Origin of the sequence: Fluviicola sp., assembly GCF_039596355.1 — a bacterium.
Classification (GTDB): Bacteria; Bacteroidota; Bacteroidia; order Flavobacteriales_D; family Crocinitomicaceae; genus Fluviicola.
Genome location: NZ_JBCNJW010000002.1, coordinates 300,674 through 316,453, shown reverse-complemented (window position 1 = coordinate 316,453; position 15,780 = coordinate 300,674). Strand labels below are relative to the sequence as shown.

At 44.4% G+C, this 15,780-nt stretch carries 14 protein-coding genes; 11 read left to right on the top strand and 3 right to left on the bottom strand.

The genetic code is table 11. From position 1 onward, the window contains the following. Nucleotides 1–126: 126 nt before the first annotated feature. From ABDV94_RS06610 to ABDV94_RS06600, 3 genes are all read right to left on the bottom strand, one after another. Nucleotides 127–1,017, bottom strand: coding sequence for a T9SS type A sorting domain-containing protein (locus ABDV94_RS06610; protein ID WP_343605826.1), 891 nt, complete (start codon nucleotides 1,015–1,017; stop codon nucleotides 127–129). Nucleotides 1,018–1,237: 220 nt separating this feature from the next. Further along, entirely contained in the window at nucleotides 1,238–1,492 is a 255-nt protein-coding gene (locus ABDV94_RS06605; protein ID WP_343605824.1) for a 4a-hydroxytetrahydrobiopterin dehydratase, read from the bottom strand. Next, nucleotides 1,461–2,207, bottom strand: a complete 747-nt coding sequence (locus tag ABDV94_RS06600) for a phenylalanine 4-monooxygenase (protein ID WP_343605822.1) — start codon at nucleotides 2,205–2,207, stop codon at nucleotides 1,461–1,463. The genes ABDV94_RS06605 and ABDV94_RS06600 overlap by 32 nt, the downstream gene beginning before the upstream one ends. A 373-nt stretch (nucleotides 2,208–2,580) precedes the next feature. On the opposite strand from ABDV94_RS06600, the gene sucC reads away from it, so the two are divergent. From sucC to ABDV94_RS06545, 11 genes are all read left to right on the top strand, one after another. Next, a complete protein-coding gene (sucC, locus tag ABDV94_RS06595; RefSeq protein ID WP_343605820.1) occupies nucleotides 2,581–3,792 on the top strand; it encodes an ADP-forming succinate--CoA ligase subunit beta in 1,212 nt (403 codons plus the stop codon). Between the two features lie 118 nt (nucleotides 3,793–3,910). After that, nucleotides 3,911–4,078 (top strand): DUF2798 domain-containing protein, encoded by a 168-nt coding sequence (locus tag ABDV94_RS06590; RefSeq protein ID WP_343605818.1) that lies wholly within the window; start codon nucleotides 3,911–3,913, stop codon nucleotides 4,076–4,078. Nucleotides 4,079–4,745: 667 nt separating this feature from the next. After that, nucleotides 4,746–6,134, top strand: coding sequence for an RtcB family protein (locus ABDV94_RS06585; protein WP_343605816.1), 1,389 nt, complete (start codon nucleotides 4,746–4,748; stop codon nucleotides 6,132–6,134). Between the two features lie 64 nt (nucleotides 6,135–6,198). Then, nucleotides 6,199–6,894, top strand: a complete 696-nt coding sequence (gene prfH / locus ABDV94_RS06580) for a peptide chain release factor H (protein WP_343605814.1) — start codon at nucleotides 6,199–6,201, stop codon at nucleotides 6,892–6,894. Beyond that, on the top strand, nucleotides 6,891–7,373 hold the full coding sequence (locus ABDV94_RS06575; RefSeq protein ID WP_343605812.1) for a hypothetical protein: 483 nt from the start codon (nucleotides 6,891–6,893) through the stop codon (nucleotides 7,371–7,373). Before prfH ends, ABDV94_RS06575 begins: the two co-directional genes overlap by 4 nt. Before the next feature lie 107 nt (nucleotides 7,374–7,480). After that, a complete protein-coding gene (locus ABDV94_RS06570) occupies nucleotides 7,481–9,229 on the top strand; it encodes a carboxypeptidase-like regulatory domain-containing protein (protein ID WP_343605809.1) in 1,749 nt (582 codons plus the stop codon). Between the two features lie 98 nt (nucleotides 9,230–9,327). After that, a complete protein-coding gene (locus tag ABDV94_RS06565; protein ID WP_343605807.1) occupies nucleotides 9,328–10,185 on the top strand; it encodes a DUF4846 domain-containing protein in 858 nt (285 codons plus the stop codon). Nucleotides 10,186–10,386: 201 nt separating this feature from the next. Next, the gene (gene map / locus ABDV94_RS06560) at nucleotides 10,387–11,169 is read left to right on the top strand and encodes a type I methionyl aminopeptidase (RefSeq protein ID WP_343605805.1); all 783 of its coding nucleotides are present in this window, start codon (nucleotides 10,387–10,389) and stop codon (nucleotides 11,167–11,169) included. Further along, a complete protein-coding gene (locus ABDV94_RS06555; RefSeq protein ID WP_343605803.1) occupies nucleotides 11,162–11,764 on the top strand; it encodes a hypothetical protein in 603 nt (200 codons plus the stop codon). Before map ends, ABDV94_RS06555 begins: the two co-directional genes overlap by 8 nt. 24 nt (nucleotides 11,765–11,788) lie before the next feature. Beyond that, the gene (locus ABDV94_RS06550; RefSeq protein WP_343605802.1) at nucleotides 11,789–13,384 is read left to right on the top strand and encodes a hypothetical protein; all 1,596 of its coding nucleotides are present in this window, start codon (nucleotides 11,789–11,791) and stop codon (nucleotides 13,382–13,384) included. Between the two features lie 64 nt (nucleotides 13,385–13,448). Further along, a complete protein-coding gene (locus tag ABDV94_RS06545) occupies nucleotides 13,449–15,704 on the top strand; it encodes a DUF2339 domain-containing protein (RefSeq protein WP_343605801.1) in 2,256 nt (751 codons plus the stop codon). Nucleotides 15,705–15,780 lie beyond the last annotated feature (76 nt).

The window sequence follows — 15,780 nt, the reverse complement described above, 5'->3', positions numbered from 1 at the left end:
AATCAACTTTTTTAGATTTTGATGATGTGCCGGGAGAAATATGCTTACTCCTGGAAAATAAAAGAGCTGTCCCTTATTGAGACAGCTCCCTACCTATTAATTATGAAGTAAGGGTTGATAGTGGTATTATTCTTTCATGAACTTCACCCGTTTGGATGATCCGTTGGAGAAGTAGAGTTCACAAAAATAGATTCCGGGTGAAAAATGAGCGGTTTCAACCTGGTAGTATTCAGAATTGTTGCCCGACAGATCGAAAACTCGTTTTCCATGAATGTCTTTAACAGATATGCGCTCAACTGGCTGATCGCTTTGAATGTGAAGTTGGTCCACAACCGGGTTCGGAGCGAGTTGAATTTGAACCGTATTCTCAGCTATTCCTGCTGTGCTCGCGTTGTTGTATACAAACTTCAGGTCATCCAGGAGAAGTACATTCGAAATAACGGTGCTGTCTAATGAATTGGAGATGATGATTTGCAGAGAGTCAGGAGTTTGGTTGTTCGTATAAACGATCGGAACGCTGAAACGGACGTAATTTGAATTAGCCGCCCCCTGAAAAAGAGTTTCCCCGATTTCTTCAGTGGTATTCGTACTGGTATTCCGTCTGGAAAATTTGGAATAAATGATAAATGGGGCGTTATCCGCAGAAGTTAATTTATACCAACCAACCAGTGAATCGGGACGTTGCGTGAAGGGTTGTCCCGTGGTGCTTTCTCCGCTCGATAAATCGATGGAGCCGAGTAGGGCTATTCCCCGGATGGTATCCATTTCTCCATCCACTTCTGCTATAACTGTTTTTAGTTTTAATGCATAGGTTCCGCTGTGTGCATCGGTTGATTTAATAGCAGTTGCGGGAGCTCCGGCTAGTGTATATAAATTCATAGTCGCCCAATACTGCGGATCTTCAAACGTACCCTGATTGGTCCAATTTTCGAACCCGCCATTTGGAACAGGTTGCGATTGCGCGTTGATTAAGCTTGTTGTACAAGCAAATGCAATAAATAAGAATTGTTTTTTCATGGGATTTTGTTTCTTGTTTCCTTCATAAACAGCAGTGGAAGAAAAAACCTTTGGTCGGGGGATGAAAAAAAGTGGTGTGATGTATTTAATTCATTGATAATGAGTTTTCTTTTATGGTGAATCCAAAGAGGTTCAAAGCATTGAACAGGAATCTTTTCAACCCTTTGAACCGGTTTCGGGCAGTGATCGCAGTACGAACGGATAGTATGTATTCCCTCCGTTACGTAGTCGGATAGGCTTCCTGGTATAGTTTGGTAATTGCTTCAACCAGCTCGTAATCGCGTTCAGTGATTTGGTTTTCATCGTGTGAATAAACAGCAATACTCAGTTCCGAACAATACCTGATGGTCAGGTCGGGATGATGATTCATGCGATCTGCTAATTGTGCTACCCGGAGTACGAATTCCGCCAGTTCTGTCTGGCTTTTAAAGTGCACGGTCGTTCTATAGTGCCGTGCGATGAGGTTCCAATGCATGTGCGTATTGTTTAGAAAGGATGTGAATGCTTTGTTCGAGTTGTTCCATCTTGCTGAGTACAAAGTAATGCTGTTGTACTTCACTGGTACAGAACGTCGTTTGAAGAATCTGCTCCAGGTCGAACGGAAGATGGGAAACCGTTCCCGAACCGGACAAACTGGATTGTGCTTCGTGAAAAGAAGAGAGGATTCCCGCTCCGAAAATCCGGAGTCCGTCATGCTCCCGAATCAGTCCGAATTCGATCGTAAACCAGTACAAACGTTGCAGTTGCAGCAGGATTTCAGGATTATTCCGGTGCTGACTTCCCAGGATTCCGAATGCGTGTACAAATTCCGAGTATCCCGGATGAGCGAGCAGGGGAATGTGCCCGAAGATATCGTGAAACATATCGGGCTCCTCCAGGTAATCCAGTTTGTCTTTGGAACGCAGCCAGGTAGAGGACGGAAATTTTTTCTCTGCGAGCAAATCAAAAAATGCCTCCACTTCGATCAGACCGGGAACGCATGCAATCTGCCAGCCGGTGCGGGAGGAAAACCACTCGTCGATGCGCCCGAAATGAGGAAGTTCATCCGGATTTAAAACCGAGTGCATAGACTCCAGGGCCTCCAGGTATTCGTGCGAAGCTTTGTTTTGCAGGTTGTCGATCTGCCGTTTGAATAAAATTGACCAAACGGCCAAGTCATCCGGGGTGTACTGTTCAAATTGTTGCCTCATGTTGAAATGAAAAAAGAGTAAATAAAAAAAGCCCGGCTCAAAAAGAACCGGGCTTCACAGCTATCAAGTTTGCATAACGACTTATTCGGTTCCTGGTTTCAGAAACAGATAATAAGCGCTGTTGTGCATGTTTTTGTTCATAAAAGCAAAGATAGAAAATTGTTTACAAAATCACAAATAAAAGACTCTTTGTTTGAATTTTATCAAAAAAGACACCGGAAACTTTGTGTAAAAAGAAGATAATTCCATTCCGGAAAACCTCCCACCGGAAGGAATCAAATAAAAAACAAAATTCCGGTATATTTCACCGATTTAGTAATTGCTATTTCCTTGAAAAAACCTAACTTTAGCGCACCAAAATAAAAAAGTTGTCATGAACTTACACGAATATCAAGGAAAATCGATCTTACAGAAATACGGCGTGGCAGTACAGCGCGGTGTTGTTGTAGACAAAGTAGAAGATGCAGTTACTGCAGCTAAAAAATTGACTGAAGACACGGGAACAGGATGGTATGTGGTTAAAGCACAGATTCATGCCGGTGGACGTGGAAAAGGAATCGTTGAGGAAACGGGGTCCAATGGTGTGGTTTTGGCAAAAGGTATTGACCAGGTTGAGGAGAAAGTAAAAGGAATCCTCGGAGGTCATTTGGAAACAGCTCAAACAAACGGGAAAGGGAAATTGGTGAGCAAAGTATTGATCGCTGAAGACGTTTATTACCCGGGAGAAGCTGAAGTAGAAGAGTTCTACATGTCAGTATTGCTGGATCGTGAGAAAGGTCGTAACATCATCATGTACTCTACAGAAGGTGGAATGGATATCGAAACAGTTGCACACGACACTCCGCATTTGATTTTCAAAGAAGAAATCGATCCACGTGTAGGAATTCAAGGATTCCAGGCGCGTAAGATCGCGTTCAACCTGGGATTGTCAGGAGAAGCATTCAAGCAAATGACGAAGTTCGTTGTGGCATTATACAGTGCTTACGAAGGATGTGATGCTTCCATGTTTGAGATCAACCCGGTATTGAAAACTTCCGATAACAAAGTCATTGCAGTAGATGCGAAAGTAACCCTGGATGGAAACGGATTGTTCCGTCACCCGGATTATGCTGCTATGCGTGATACTTCTGAAGAAGATCCGTTGGATGTAGAAGCAGATGCTGCAGGATTGAACTTCGTGAAACTGGACGGAAACGTTGCTTGTATGGTAAACGGAGCTGGTCTGGCAATGGCTACGATGGATATCATCAAGTATTCCGGAGGTAACCCGGCAAACTTCCTGGATGTAGGTGGTACTGCAGATGCTGAGCGCGTTGAAAAAGCATTCCACATCATCCTGAAAGATCCGAACGTGAAAGCGATTTTGATCAATATCTTCGGAGGAATCGTTCGTTGTGACCGTGTTGCTCAGGGAGTTGTTGACGCTTACAAAAACATCGGAAACATTCCTGTTCCGATTATCGTTCGCTTGCAGGGAACAAATGCTGAGGAAGCAAAACGTTTGATCGATGAATCAGGTTTGAACGTACATTCAGCAGTATTGTTGCAAGAAGCAGCAGACAAAGTAAAAGAAGTATTGGCGTAGTTTTAATAACTACATCAGGATCATATTATAGAACCCCGATTTCCTTTAGGAACGTCGGGGTTTTTGTTTTTTTGACATGGGAAAACCGAATAGACAAGAGGTGAAGTTTGCCTCGATTATGAGCTTTATAGCGACGTTTTTCGTTTCATTCGTCATTGTGATGGTAAACCTGGGATTTAAGCCCAATTTCATGCTGGTATGGATGAGAAGCTGGGGAATTGCTTTTGTACTCGTTACAATGGCTATTTTGTTCCTTGCACCACAAGTCCGCAAACGGATCAAATGATTTCAAAACAGCTGAATAAGCATTGAATTTAACGAAAATGAACCCCGACTTCCGGAAGGAACATCTGGGCTTTTTTTGTATTGTGAACAGGCTTCAGGGGATAGGCTGTCCCAATATTGGGAAATTGGGAAATGGCGAATTTGGGTCGGAAATTCACTTGAATTCAAGGCCTCATTTTTTTCTTATTACTACGTAATAAGGATTTTCCCTCCGAAATTTTTTTTCAATCACCTGCACCAACGTATGATTTTTTTTACGTTACTTTGCCCCCGATTGTAAGAATCAAGAACAAGTATTAACAATTTTAAAACCAAAGCAAATGTTCAAGTTACAAACTACATGGAGTGCACCGACTGGCAAGGCTAGTCTGCATGGGCTTTGGATTTTCCACTGAATTGACTTTTAAACAAAACAGCATATGAAAATCCGGAGCCATTGAGGTTTCGGATTTTTTGTTTTTAGTCGTTGGCAAACCGCCGGATTTACATTTCCCCGAAATCTCTTATTCAGCTCATACAGAGCAGCAACAAATCAAGGCAGGAAGAAAATTTCAAGATCAAGGACTTCGGGAATTTTCTGCATGAAGTTCACTGTGGTGAATGACTTGTGGGAAATTTCCGGATCGCGCAGAGATTGGGTTTTAATTCTGTCAGCTTAAGAAAAAATTATGGGAAATAAACTCAAGGGGAAAGACCTGCTGAAAATAGGCTTCCCCAACGATAACTCTGTGAATATCGCCCTTGGGCTGATCAGCAGATATAAGAAAAAAGAAAGTAAAGAACGTGTTCTTGCAGAACTATCAGAACTGCTTCATTTTCCGGATGAATACATCGGAGACGGGATTTGGGGGAAAGTAGCGGAAGGGCTGGTTGCCCCGGTAGAAGTGAAATTCAACGAATTGAAAATCGAACGCTCGCCGTTTTTGATCTACGGTGAAAATGAGATTGACGAACAAACGAAACACCAGTTTTATCAATCATTGAAACTGCCGGTTTCGGTTCAGGGAGCGTTGATGCCTGATGCGCACTACGGTTACGGACTACCGATCGGTGGAGTACTTGCAACAAAAAATGCAGTGATTCCCTACGGAGTGGGAGTCGATATCGGTTGCCGCATGTCGATGACCATTTTTGATGCGCCGGCTTCGTTTTTCAACGGGCGAACGCATCAGCTGGAAAACCTGCTTTCGGATCATACCAAATTCGGGATGTACGAAACGCACAAGGTTCGGCACGATCACCCGGTTTTGGAAAGCACGCTGTTTCGCGAAATTCCGTTGCTGAAAAAACTGCACGGAAAAGCATACCAGCAGTTGGGAACATCCGGCGGAGGAAACCATTTCGTAGAATTCGGAGTGGTAACCATTACGGCAAACGATGCCGGAATTCCGCAGGGAGAATACCTCGGGTTGCTGAGTCACAGCGGTTCACGCGGATTGGGAGCTGCAGTTGCGAAACATTACACGCAGGCGGCAATCAAACAATGTCCGCTTCCGAAGCAAGTGCAGCACCTGGCCTGGCTGGATCTGAATACACACGACGGGCAGGAATACTGGAAAGTGATGAACCTGGCAGGAGAATACGCCAAAGCCTGTCACGACGATATTCACGCACGATTGACCAAAAAGTTGGGGCTCCGCATGTTGATGACGATAGAGAACCACCACAATTTTGCATGGAAAGAAACCGTGAACGGCGAAGAGTGTATTGTGCACCGGAAAGGAGCTACTCCGGCAGGTTTGGGACAACTGGGAATCATTCCCGGAAGTATGACAGCTCCCGGATTCATTGTCCGCGGGTTGGGAAATGAGTCGAGTTTGAACTCGGCATCCCACGGAGCAGGGCGCCAGTATTCACGTTCACAGTGTAAGGGACGCTTTACCAAAAGTGAAATGATGAAAGAACTGGGCGATTCCGGGGTGAGTTTGATCGGCGGGGCAGTAGACGAATGTCCGCAGGCATACAAAAACATTCATCACGTGATGGGGAACCAGCAGGAATTGGTTGAAACGATCGGGACGTTCACGCCGAAGATTGTTAGAATGGACAAGAGATAAGCTGCTGCTTATCGATAAAAGTCAAACGTTAGTGCAGACATGAAAAAGCACACAACAAGAACAAATGGAAACAACGATTTTACATATTACAACCGCAAAAGGTCCGGCAGAATGCCAGTTGGCGGCCGGGAAAATCCTGGGCGAACTACTGGCAGATCTGCGAGGTAAAGGCTTACAGGTCGAAACGCTGGAACGCACACCGGGATCCGAAAACGGAACCATTTTATCTGCAACCGTGCAAGTAAAGGGATTGAATATCCAACCACCTGTTCAATCCTGGTTAGGGACGATTTTATGGATTCAAAAGAGTCCGTATCGTCCCAATCACGGGCGCAAGAATTGGTTTGTGGGGATTCACGAAGTACCTGTTCCGGAGAAATTCGCCTGGCGTGAAGACGAACTGGTTTTTCAATCTGTGAGAAGCAGTGGTTCCGGCGGACAACACGTGAACAAAGTGAGTTCGGCCGTTCGTGTCCTTCACCCGCCAACGGGAACCATGGTGTTCGTACAGGAAAGCCGTTCACAGCTTCAGAATAAGAAAATAGCCCGTGAACGCATTCGTGAAAAACTGGAGAAAGTGCAGATTCAGCAACTGATCGATAACATAAATCAACGCTGGTCACAGCACCACGAACTGGAACGCGGAAATCCTGTCCGAACCTTCTCTGGAATGGATTTTAAGCCGAAAAAAGAGGTGAAAACCTTCAAGAAACAGCGAAGTAAGTTGAAGCAAGAACTATACAAGGAATTGAAATTATGACAACAAATCAGTACCTGATCAAAGCATTGGAAAGCTATCCGTATGATCTGGAACAATGCATGGAATCCCTGAATTATGCGATGGCATACGAGGGAAATAACCCGATTGCACATTGCCTGATGGGAAGAGTGAACCTGGAAATATTCAAGGATTATCCGGCTGCAAACAGCTGTTTTCGCGAAGCATTGGCTTCCGATGTCGAATACACGGAAACCTATTCTTATTTCCTGGATTGTTTACTCCTTCAGGCAGATTTTGAAGAAATGACCAAATTACTGGCCTTTGCCCGTCAGCGAAAAGGAATCGATCACGGCGTACTCTTCTATTACGAAGCTTTGCTCTTCGAACGGAAGATGAAGTTCAAAAAAGCCCTGAAATTGGTTAAAGAAGCCATGCTTCTGGCTCAAAATACATCCTTTATGTCCGATCTGGAAGACATGAAGCGACGTATTGAGAAGAAGGTGGAGCTGAAAAAGTAGTAAATGACAAGAAAAAAAGCCATTTGTCAACCGACGGATGGCTTTTTTCTGCTTGTTGTTTTTACCGGAAAAAAGTATCTTGCAGTAGATTACACAACCAGCACCAAATGAAATGCTCCGTCCTGATCTTTTGCTTGCTTCTCGCAGGTTCCTGGTTTGCACAGACTTCTGAAATTCAAGGAAAAATCCTGGATCAGGAAGGAAAAAATGACATTCCTTTTGCAACGATTTATAACCGCAGTCTTAAAAAAGGAACGATCGGAAACGTGGATGGCTTTTTCAAAATTCCGGTTGGGAAACTCTCAGATACGATTGTAGTAACAGCTGTGGGGTATAAAACCACGACGATTTCCCTGAAAGAAAACACCACCTTTTACCAGGTTCGGATGAGTGAAAACATTGTGGAATTGTCAGAAGTAACGGTGAAACCAAGCGATAATACCTACTTATATGAATTGATCGGGAAGTGCCGGCAACGCCCCAATAAAATCCGGGAAGAAGCCAAAGCGTATTACGAATTGAAAACGTTTATCGATAACCGCCAGGTGGAATTGGTGGAAGGATTTTACAATGCCAAAATCTCCGGATATGAGCTGAAAGGACAGCAGTTAAAGGCAGGTCGCCTGGCGATGAAACAATACGACGATCAAAGCCGGATGTTTGTTTCGGTGGAAAGTTCTAAAGCCATTTTATTGTCAGAAGTGACGGAGGAAAGTCCGTATTTTCCGGCGAATCCCTTTTCCCTGAATGCCAAAAGACTACGTAAGAGTTTTTACCTCGACATGGACCGCAAGTACCTTGATGACCAGGGAGATTCGATGATGATTGTCAGCTATTTCCCGAAAGTGAAAGACGGAAATTACTACCGCGGGAAAATATGGATCAATTGCTCTAAAATGGTCATTCAAAAACTGCAAATGGAATGTACGGATTGCAAAACACATCCTTTTCTGCCACTTTTTCGAACAGACAGCATTACCGGGGTTGATCTGCAGGTGACCAAAACCTTTGTTCCGCGGAAAGACAAGCAGGTTTTTGCCCACGTGGATTTTAATTACTCTATTGCGTTCCGGAGCCGTTTTGGGATGAACGGCGATCAAAGCTACCGGATCCGGACAAATGCGTTGTTTTTTGCGTACGATTACGACCAGACCTTTTTCATCCCGCGATTTGAATTCAACCGCCATGCGACCGATTACCGCAAAATTCTGTCTATGCCATACAATGATTTTTTCTGGCAGAACAACGATGAGTACCGTTTGAATGACAGTAAAAACAGCAACCAGATTTTCTTCATGGATTCTCTTTCCGTCACGAACCTGAATATTCGCACCACCAAAAGATCACCGATTAAAAAGAATTTTTACAAGGAACCTTACGTGAAATGGTCAGTGAACCGCGTGATTTTTAAGGAAAGCATCCCGGATTCATTGCTCAACAACTTTTCACGGGTATCGATGGATAAGAGTTTCAACCTCGCAGTACAGGTGTTTTTCGACCGGAACAGCTACCGGGATTCAACCGATATTCTGACCTGTGCAATTTTTGATCCCTATGAAAGTTACTACCTGCTCCCGATTGATCAGAACACGCATTGTTTCATCAATATTTACTTTGACCTGATCGAAATGGAACGGCGGAAACTGGATGCAAAACTCAAAAGCAAGTCCTGGACGCTGGAAGAAGCCGAAGGAATCTATAACCGCTTTTTAACAGACTGTACGGCTTTGAAAGAGAAATATTACCGGTCGGTAGATCACGGACGTAACCTGGCAGAACTGATCAAATGGAACCGCCTGGTCAAAAATGCCCTGAAGATTGATAATATGGCGTTATTCGGAATAAGTGAAAAATAATACCGTTTAGTCAATGGTTTGAAATTCAATGCTTCGATTGTTGGAAGCGATGCATCATTCCATTAGTTTTAAAAACAAATAAATCTGACCCGAAAAATATGAAGAACCGTCTTTTTAAAATCCTGTTTCCGGTAACGATCATTGGTTTAGTTGCTTGCAATGACCTCCATCGTTCACCCGTAATAGACGGAACATACACCGTTGTTCCTACGATCGATACTTCCGGAACGACGATCGAAACCCGTATTCTTCCGCCTGAAGGCTACAAACGCAATCAGCTGGACAGCACCGGATTTGGATTTTATCTGCGGAACCTTCCCCTGAAAAAACACGGTTCGCCGGTTCACCTCTACGACGGTTCGCTCAAAGGAAATCAGCATGCGCATGTTGCCGTCGTTGATTTGTCCGTTGGGAAGCGGGATTTACAGCAATGCGCTGATGCCGTGATGCGGCTGCGGGCAGAATACCTGTTTCACCAGGAACGCTACTCCGATATTCATTTCCGTTTTGTGAGCGGGTTTGACTGTGCCTATTCCAAATGGCGCGAAGGAAGCCGGGTGCTGATCCGCGGGAATTCCATTTCCTGGCAGAAAACGGCTGCTCCGGATAAAAGTTATGCTTCTTTTTTGAAATACATGGAAACGGTTTTCAACTATGCCAGTACACTTTCCCTCGACAAAGAATTGCGTTCCGTTGAATTAAAAGACGTAGAAATCGGTGATGTACTGATTCGCGGAGGGGCTCCCGGACATGCTGTTATTGTGGTGGATCTGGTTGAAAATGCCCAGGGAGAAAAACGGGTGCTTTTAGCTCAAAGCTATATGCCAGCACAGGAAATCCAGGTGCTTCTAAACCCGATGAACCCGAAAGAATCTCCGTGGTATGACCTGGAAGAACGCATGAAAATCTATACACCCGAGTGGACTTTTGAAGCTTTTCAGTTGAAACGATTTTAATAAGTGAGAATTCAAAAATTCAAAATGCAAAATTGAAAATGTAAAAGTCAGAAGATTAAATTGAAAAATGCAGAAAGGGTTGTTTTTATGAATTTGACGTTATTGATTGATACAAATGGATTCATTCCGCTTTTTGATTTTTTGCATTTTGCATTTTGAATTTAAGCTATCTTTGCATACATGAATTTCTTGAATAGAGATATGATTAAATATAAAACAGCCGAAGAAATCGAATTAATGCGCCAGGCAGCTCAGATTGTGAGCCGAACACTGGGGAAAGTAGCCGAAATCATCCGTCCGGGAGTAACACTTCTGGAACTGGATCAAATGGCAGAAGCATACATCCGTTCGCAGGACGCGATTCCGGCATTTCTAGGCTTATACGGTTGTCCGAGTACCTTACTGATCTCGGTAAACGAACAGGTTGTTCACGGTTTACCTACCGATCGCAAGATCCAGGAAGGTGACATCGTTTCTGTTGACTGTGGAGCTGTCTACAAAGGATATTACGGAGATCACGCATATACGTTTGCCATCGGTGAAATTTCCGAAGCGAAACAAAAATTACTCGACGTCACATTGGAATGCCTTTACCTTGGAATTGAGCAGGCAAATACTTCAAACCGCCTGGAAGATATCGGTTGGGCAATTCAGACGCACGCAGAAAAACACGGTTACGGAGTGGTTCGCGAGTTGGTTGGACACGGTTTGGGAAAAACCTTGCACGAAGATCCGCAGGTTCCGAACTATGGAAAACGTGGAAGAGGTAAGAAAATCATGAACGGGTTGACTATTGCGATCGAACCGATGATCAATATGGGAACCGAAAAAGTAATCCAATTGGAAGATAACTGGACGATTGTGACCGCTGACGGACAGCCAAGTGCGCATTTTGAGCATGATGTAGCGGTGGTAGACGGAAAACCGGTGATTCTTTCCACGTTCGGTTACGTCGAAGAGGCTTTGGCGAAAAAGAATGCTTAGCGAGCGGATTGTTCTGCTGGCTGTTCTGACCGCAGGAATGTTTGGCTTGTCTACGTATATGAAAGACGGCGTCTTCCTGCTTCCACTTGTGCTCTACAAAGTGGGACTTTTCCTGGTTGCCCTTATCTTGCTGATTGCAAACAAAGCAAAAATCCGCTGGCAGGAGGGAGCCTTGCTGCTGTGGACATTTTCCCTGCTCCTGTCGTCAAAATTTATCTATGAGATTTTGTTTAGCCAGAGTTATTTGGCCGAACATCACGACCAATTCCTGGTGTTTTCAACCCGGTGTCTGCTTGGGTTTGTCGTTTTCTTTTTTGTCTGGCAGATTCTCATTGCGCTGCAGGACAAAACCAATTTCCGCTGGTTGCAGATCATCAATGCGTCCCTGATCATGATTTGTTTTTTCATGAACATGTTTGAGTGGATGATCGTACCATTCTGGATGTGGATGCTGAGTGTTTTCCTGAGCAGAAACGAAAATCCGCTTCATAAATCGATGGCTGGGTTGTACGGATTCGTCTTCCTGAGTGCCTGGATTTCGGCGCTTTATTTCGGGAAAGAAGCCATTCTGGCTGTAACCTTAACTGAATTTTAGGTTATGTGATCAGAATCACCGCTCATGAAAATTTGTTACTTCATTCTCTTTTTCTTTCCCTTTTTTCTTCAGTCCCAGACGGTACAGGAACAGATTCAGCTTGTCCTGAAAACACAACCCCGGAACGTTGAAAAATACACCAAATCTACCCGGAAAGATGTTCTTTTTCTTGAAACGGCTTTCAATAATGCCGTTTTTTCAGACAAGGAAATCCTGCAGTCGGTGAAGAACAAAGTGATTCTGAAAGTAGAATTAGTCTATACGACCTACCGGAAATCCGAAACGTTTGACCAGCACAGTTTGAACCGCAAACGTCTGGAAGGATTGTTTTTATCCGCTCCGAACTGCCTGAACCAGGAAGGAATTGAGTGGGTGTTGCTGGCTCAGACGGGATGCACGTCCGCCGAAGCCGGAAAAGAGTTCTTCCACGGATTTGTAATCACGTACCGCGACCTGCCAGATGCCGTTTTAACCAAAGTGGAAACCAATTTTATCCGGGAAGTGGCAGCAGGAAAAATCAAATCGTATGCATACGACACGTATTTGAAGCGGGAAACGGAAAAAATAGAAAAAGATTCGCTGGATGCTATTGAACCGGTGATCGAACTTCCGAAATTTCCGCACAGCGAACAGGCACGGATCAACTACTTTTCGAAATACCTTCACTTCCCGGCAGAATCATCCAAACCGGCTAAAATTGATGTACAGTTCCTGTTGAGTAAAGAAGGGAAGATTACCAAAATTGTATTTCCGAACAACCCGGAACCTTCTCCCTACAAAGATGAGGTACGCGATTTCATCCAGAATATGCCCGACTGGACTCCTGGAACCATCAACGGAAAACCCAGCGAATGCATGATCCAGTTTTCAGTCGATTTCATGAACCGGGGAAGTGTGATTCCCTCACCGCTGGAAATTTTTGCGACGGAAGTTCCACCCAAAGCACGCGCCAAAATGCCGGCATACGATTACAATGCAATCAAACCGACTCCGACTTCAAACCAGGTTTCCAACGCACTGCAAAAAGTCAACTGGAGCAATGCAACGCTGGTTTGCGACGTAACCGGAAGCATGGCTCCTTACAATGCGCAAATCGTTGAGTTTATCAGCAGTCAGATGAAGAGCAAACAACAGGCGCCGCAGCAATTTGTGTTTTTCAATGATGGTGACAACCGGAAAGACAAATCAAAGAAAATCGGGCAGACAGGTGGAATTTATACCTGTAAATCATCCAGCCTCGATTCGATCACGGAATTGATGTTGGCAACGATGGACAAGGGAACGGGAGGAGATTTACCGGAAAATAACATCGAAGCCTTGATGAAAGCACTGGAAGTTTACCCGAAAACCCAGAAACTGATCCTGATTGCAGATAATTACGCTTCTCCGCGCGATATGTCGCTGGTAAAGAATATCGGAGTTCCGGTGCATATTCTCGTTTGCGGAGGAAGTGTTTTGAACGAAGATTACATCGACCTGGCATACCAAACCAAAGGATCATTCAGCTTCAATGGAAAGGAATATACTGATTTCCATAGTTTTGAAGAAGGAGCTACGCTCCAGGTCGGAAAAATAACGTATGTGCTCCGGAAAGGACATTTCATCCGGAAGAGAGATTAGTACGAATTCGTACCTGTTTCATTTTTTTTTCGATATTTGATTGAAACCAATATCAATCCATAACATGGAATCTGACAAAGAAAGGATTGTCCGGCTGGAGGAATCATACCGAAAACTCTGGCAGGAACACGAAGACCTGAAGCTCCGAATCAAGGAAAATTATGCCGAATTCAAACTCCTGCGTGACCAGTATGGAGTTGAAAAAATAGAACTTCCGGCAAGTGCACCGGTTTCGGGTGAACAGGTTATGAAACAAACCACTGCTATTCCGGTTCAAAAAACCACAGCTCCGGTTTCGCCACAGGTACAGCAACCGGCTGTGAAGAAAGAAAAAACTTCCTGGGAACAATTTATCGGAGAGCAATTACTGAGTAAAATAGGGATTGCGATTGTACTGATAGGAGTTGGAATCGGGGCGAAGTACGCCATTGACCACAACATGATCGGAGCGGCCGGCCGGGTGATGGCTGGTTTTATCATTGCGCTTGTACTGGGTGGATTTGCTTTTTTCTTCCGGGAAAAATACCGCTCATTCAGTGCTGTTCTGGCAAGTGGTTCCATTGCGGTGGCTTACTTCATAACCTATGCGGCATACGGCTATTACCAGCTGATTCCGTCTTCTGTTGCATTTGGTGTTTTACTACTTTTAGTGCTTATTGCCGTTTTCCTGGCCATGTATTACGACATGTCCGTCATTGCGCATTTGGGACTGCTTGGTGCGTATATTTTGCCTCCGCTGGTTTCCGACGGATCGAAACATATTTCGTATTATTTGCTCTACATGCTGATCATCAATATCGGGATGCTGGTGATCTCCATTGCCAGGAAATGGCCTACGATTCAATATCCGGTCATTATCTGGACGGCTTTTATTTTCCTGTTCTGGTTCAATTCGGACTTCAGTTATAAAACAAATGATCCGGTGATCGCAGCTCCATACCTGTTTGCGTTTTTTGCCCTGTTTGTATTTGGTATTGTGGGCCGGAACCACTGGAAAAAAGAAGCACTTGTCGGACATCAGCTCGTTCAGTTGGTTTTGGTGGGAATCTGTTATTTCGGAGCAGTCGGCTTTGTATTGGATAAATCCCCGGTTTGGCATACTGTTTTGTATAACATTGCCGGAGTAGGAGTTTACTACCTGAACAAAGTGTTGTTTGAGCGCGAAAACCGCCAGGAGTTCAAACGGATTTTCCAGGCACTCTCATTGTTTGGCATTTCGAACCTGCTGACTTCTTTTTGCGGTGATTATTCCTACATCTATGTCATGATTACCGGTGTGTTACTGCTTTTCTGGTTGTCGAAAGAGATTGAAGGCAGTCTGGAAGAAGTGATCGGAATCATCCTGCTGGCCTTGGCAGCTTTGGCTATCCTGATCGAAATGTTCATTCACCTGACAGGCGGAGACGAGCAACCGTATTATCAAAACGAATTATTCATTACTGTTGGGTTGTCGGTTGTAGCGATGGGAGTTACTTTTTTCCTGCTTTCGAAATACCAGGCAGATTACTACAAAAGTATTGCGTGGCAGACGGCGGGTGTTTTTGCCTTTTTCTTCCTCGTTTTTACGGGCATTTATGGTATTCAGCTGAACCAGGAATACGTGGAGCGTATTGAATTCGCTCAGAAGGATACCGATTTGAAAGCAAGTATTCTCAGAGCAGAGGTAATGGCGTGTTACCGCTATTCACTGCTACTGTGGCAATATGCATGGATTGCTGTTGCAGTGGGAATGATGGGGGCGTTCCGCACCTGGATTCTGAAAAGAACGGAGAACTTCTCGAGTGGAGTATCCGTTATGGGAATCATTTTCCTTGGAGCGGCACTTTTGGGGATGACGGTTTATATCTCCGGTGTTGAAACACTCGTAGAAAACGGAAGGTATTGGAATTCGTTCAACCTGGCGCATTATGTCCTGTTTGCAGGAGTTGTGTTATCCATTTTAGTATTGCGGAACTATCAAACCCGCGAAAACTGGACGAGAGCCATGAGTTTGCTGTTGATCCTGTGGATGCTTTCGCTGGAATTGGTATTGTGGTCGCTGGTTTCCGGTTTCGGTGCGGGCTACAAAATCCTGTTGTCGCTGCTGTGGGTGTCTTTCGCGGTTTCTATGATCGTTATTGGGATCAAGAAAAAAGAGCCAATCATGCGGGTGACAGCCATGGTAATTTTGGGAATGACGATTCTGAAGCTGTTTTTCTACGATTTGAGTACGCTGAGCACGATTTACAAGACCATCGTTTTCATTGCAATCGGAGGGTTGCTGTTGGTTGGTGCGTATTTCTACCAAAGTTTGTCGAAACAGGAAAAGGTGGAAGAGTAGAGACTTGAATTTTTAAGGTTGTGAGGAGGTCAAACTCCTTGCAACCACATAATTTTACAAATTGATAATCCAGATA

Bases quoted from the DNA above. Each gene is read 5' to 3' on its own strand.
- ABDV94_RS06610 (WP_343605826.1), bottom strand. From the start codon at position 1,017: ATGAAAAAACAATTCTTATTTATTGCATTTGCTTGTACAACAAGCTTA.
- ABDV94_RS06605 (WP_343605824.1), bottom strand. From the start codon at position 1,492: ATGCATTGGAACCTCATCGCACGGCACTATAGAACGACCGTGCACTTT.
- ABDV94_RS06600 (WP_343605822.1), bottom strand. From the start codon at position 2,207: ATGAGGCAACAATTTGAACAGTACACCCCGGATGACTTGGCCGTTTGG.
- sucC (WP_343605820.1), top strand. From the start codon at position 2,581: ATGAACTTACACGAATATCAAGGAAAATCGATCTTACAGAAATACGGC.
- ABDV94_RS06590 (WP_343605818.1), top strand. From the start codon at position 3,911: ATGAGCTTTATAGCGACGTTTTTCGTTTCATTCGTCATTGTGATGGTA.
- ABDV94_RS06585 (WP_343605816.1), top strand. From the start codon at position 4,746: ATGGGAAATAAACTCAAGGGGAAAGACCTGCTGAAAATAGGCTTCCCC.
- prfH (WP_343605814.1), top strand. From the start codon at position 6,199: ATGGAAACAACGATTTTACATATTACAACCGCAAAAGGTCCGGCAGAA.
- ABDV94_RS06575 (WP_343605812.1), top strand. From the start codon at position 6,891: ATGACAACAAATCAGTACCTGATCAAAGCATTGGAAAGCTATCCGTAT.
- ABDV94_RS06570 (WP_343605809.1), top strand. From the start codon at position 7,481: ATGAAATGCTCCGTCCTGATCTTTTGCTTGCTTCTCGCAGGTTCCTGG.
- ABDV94_RS06565 (WP_343605807.1), top strand. From the start codon at position 9,328: ATGAAGAACCGTCTTTTTAAAATCCTGTTTCCGGTAACGATCATTGGT.
- map (WP_343605805.1), top strand. From the start codon at position 10,387: ATGATTAAATATAAAACAGCCGAAGAAATCGAATTAATGCGCCAGGCA.
- ABDV94_RS06555 (WP_343605803.1), top strand. From the start codon at position 11,162: ATGCTTAGCGAGCGGATTGTTCTGCTGGCTGTTCTGACCGCAGGAATG.
- ABDV94_RS06550 (WP_343605802.1), top strand. From the start codon at position 11,789: ATGAAAATTTGTTACTTCATTCTCTTTTTCTTTCCCTTTTTTCTTCAG.
- ABDV94_RS06545 (WP_343605801.1), top strand. From the start codon at position 13,449: ATGGAATCTGACAAAGAAAGGATTGTCCGGCTGGAGGAATCATACCGA.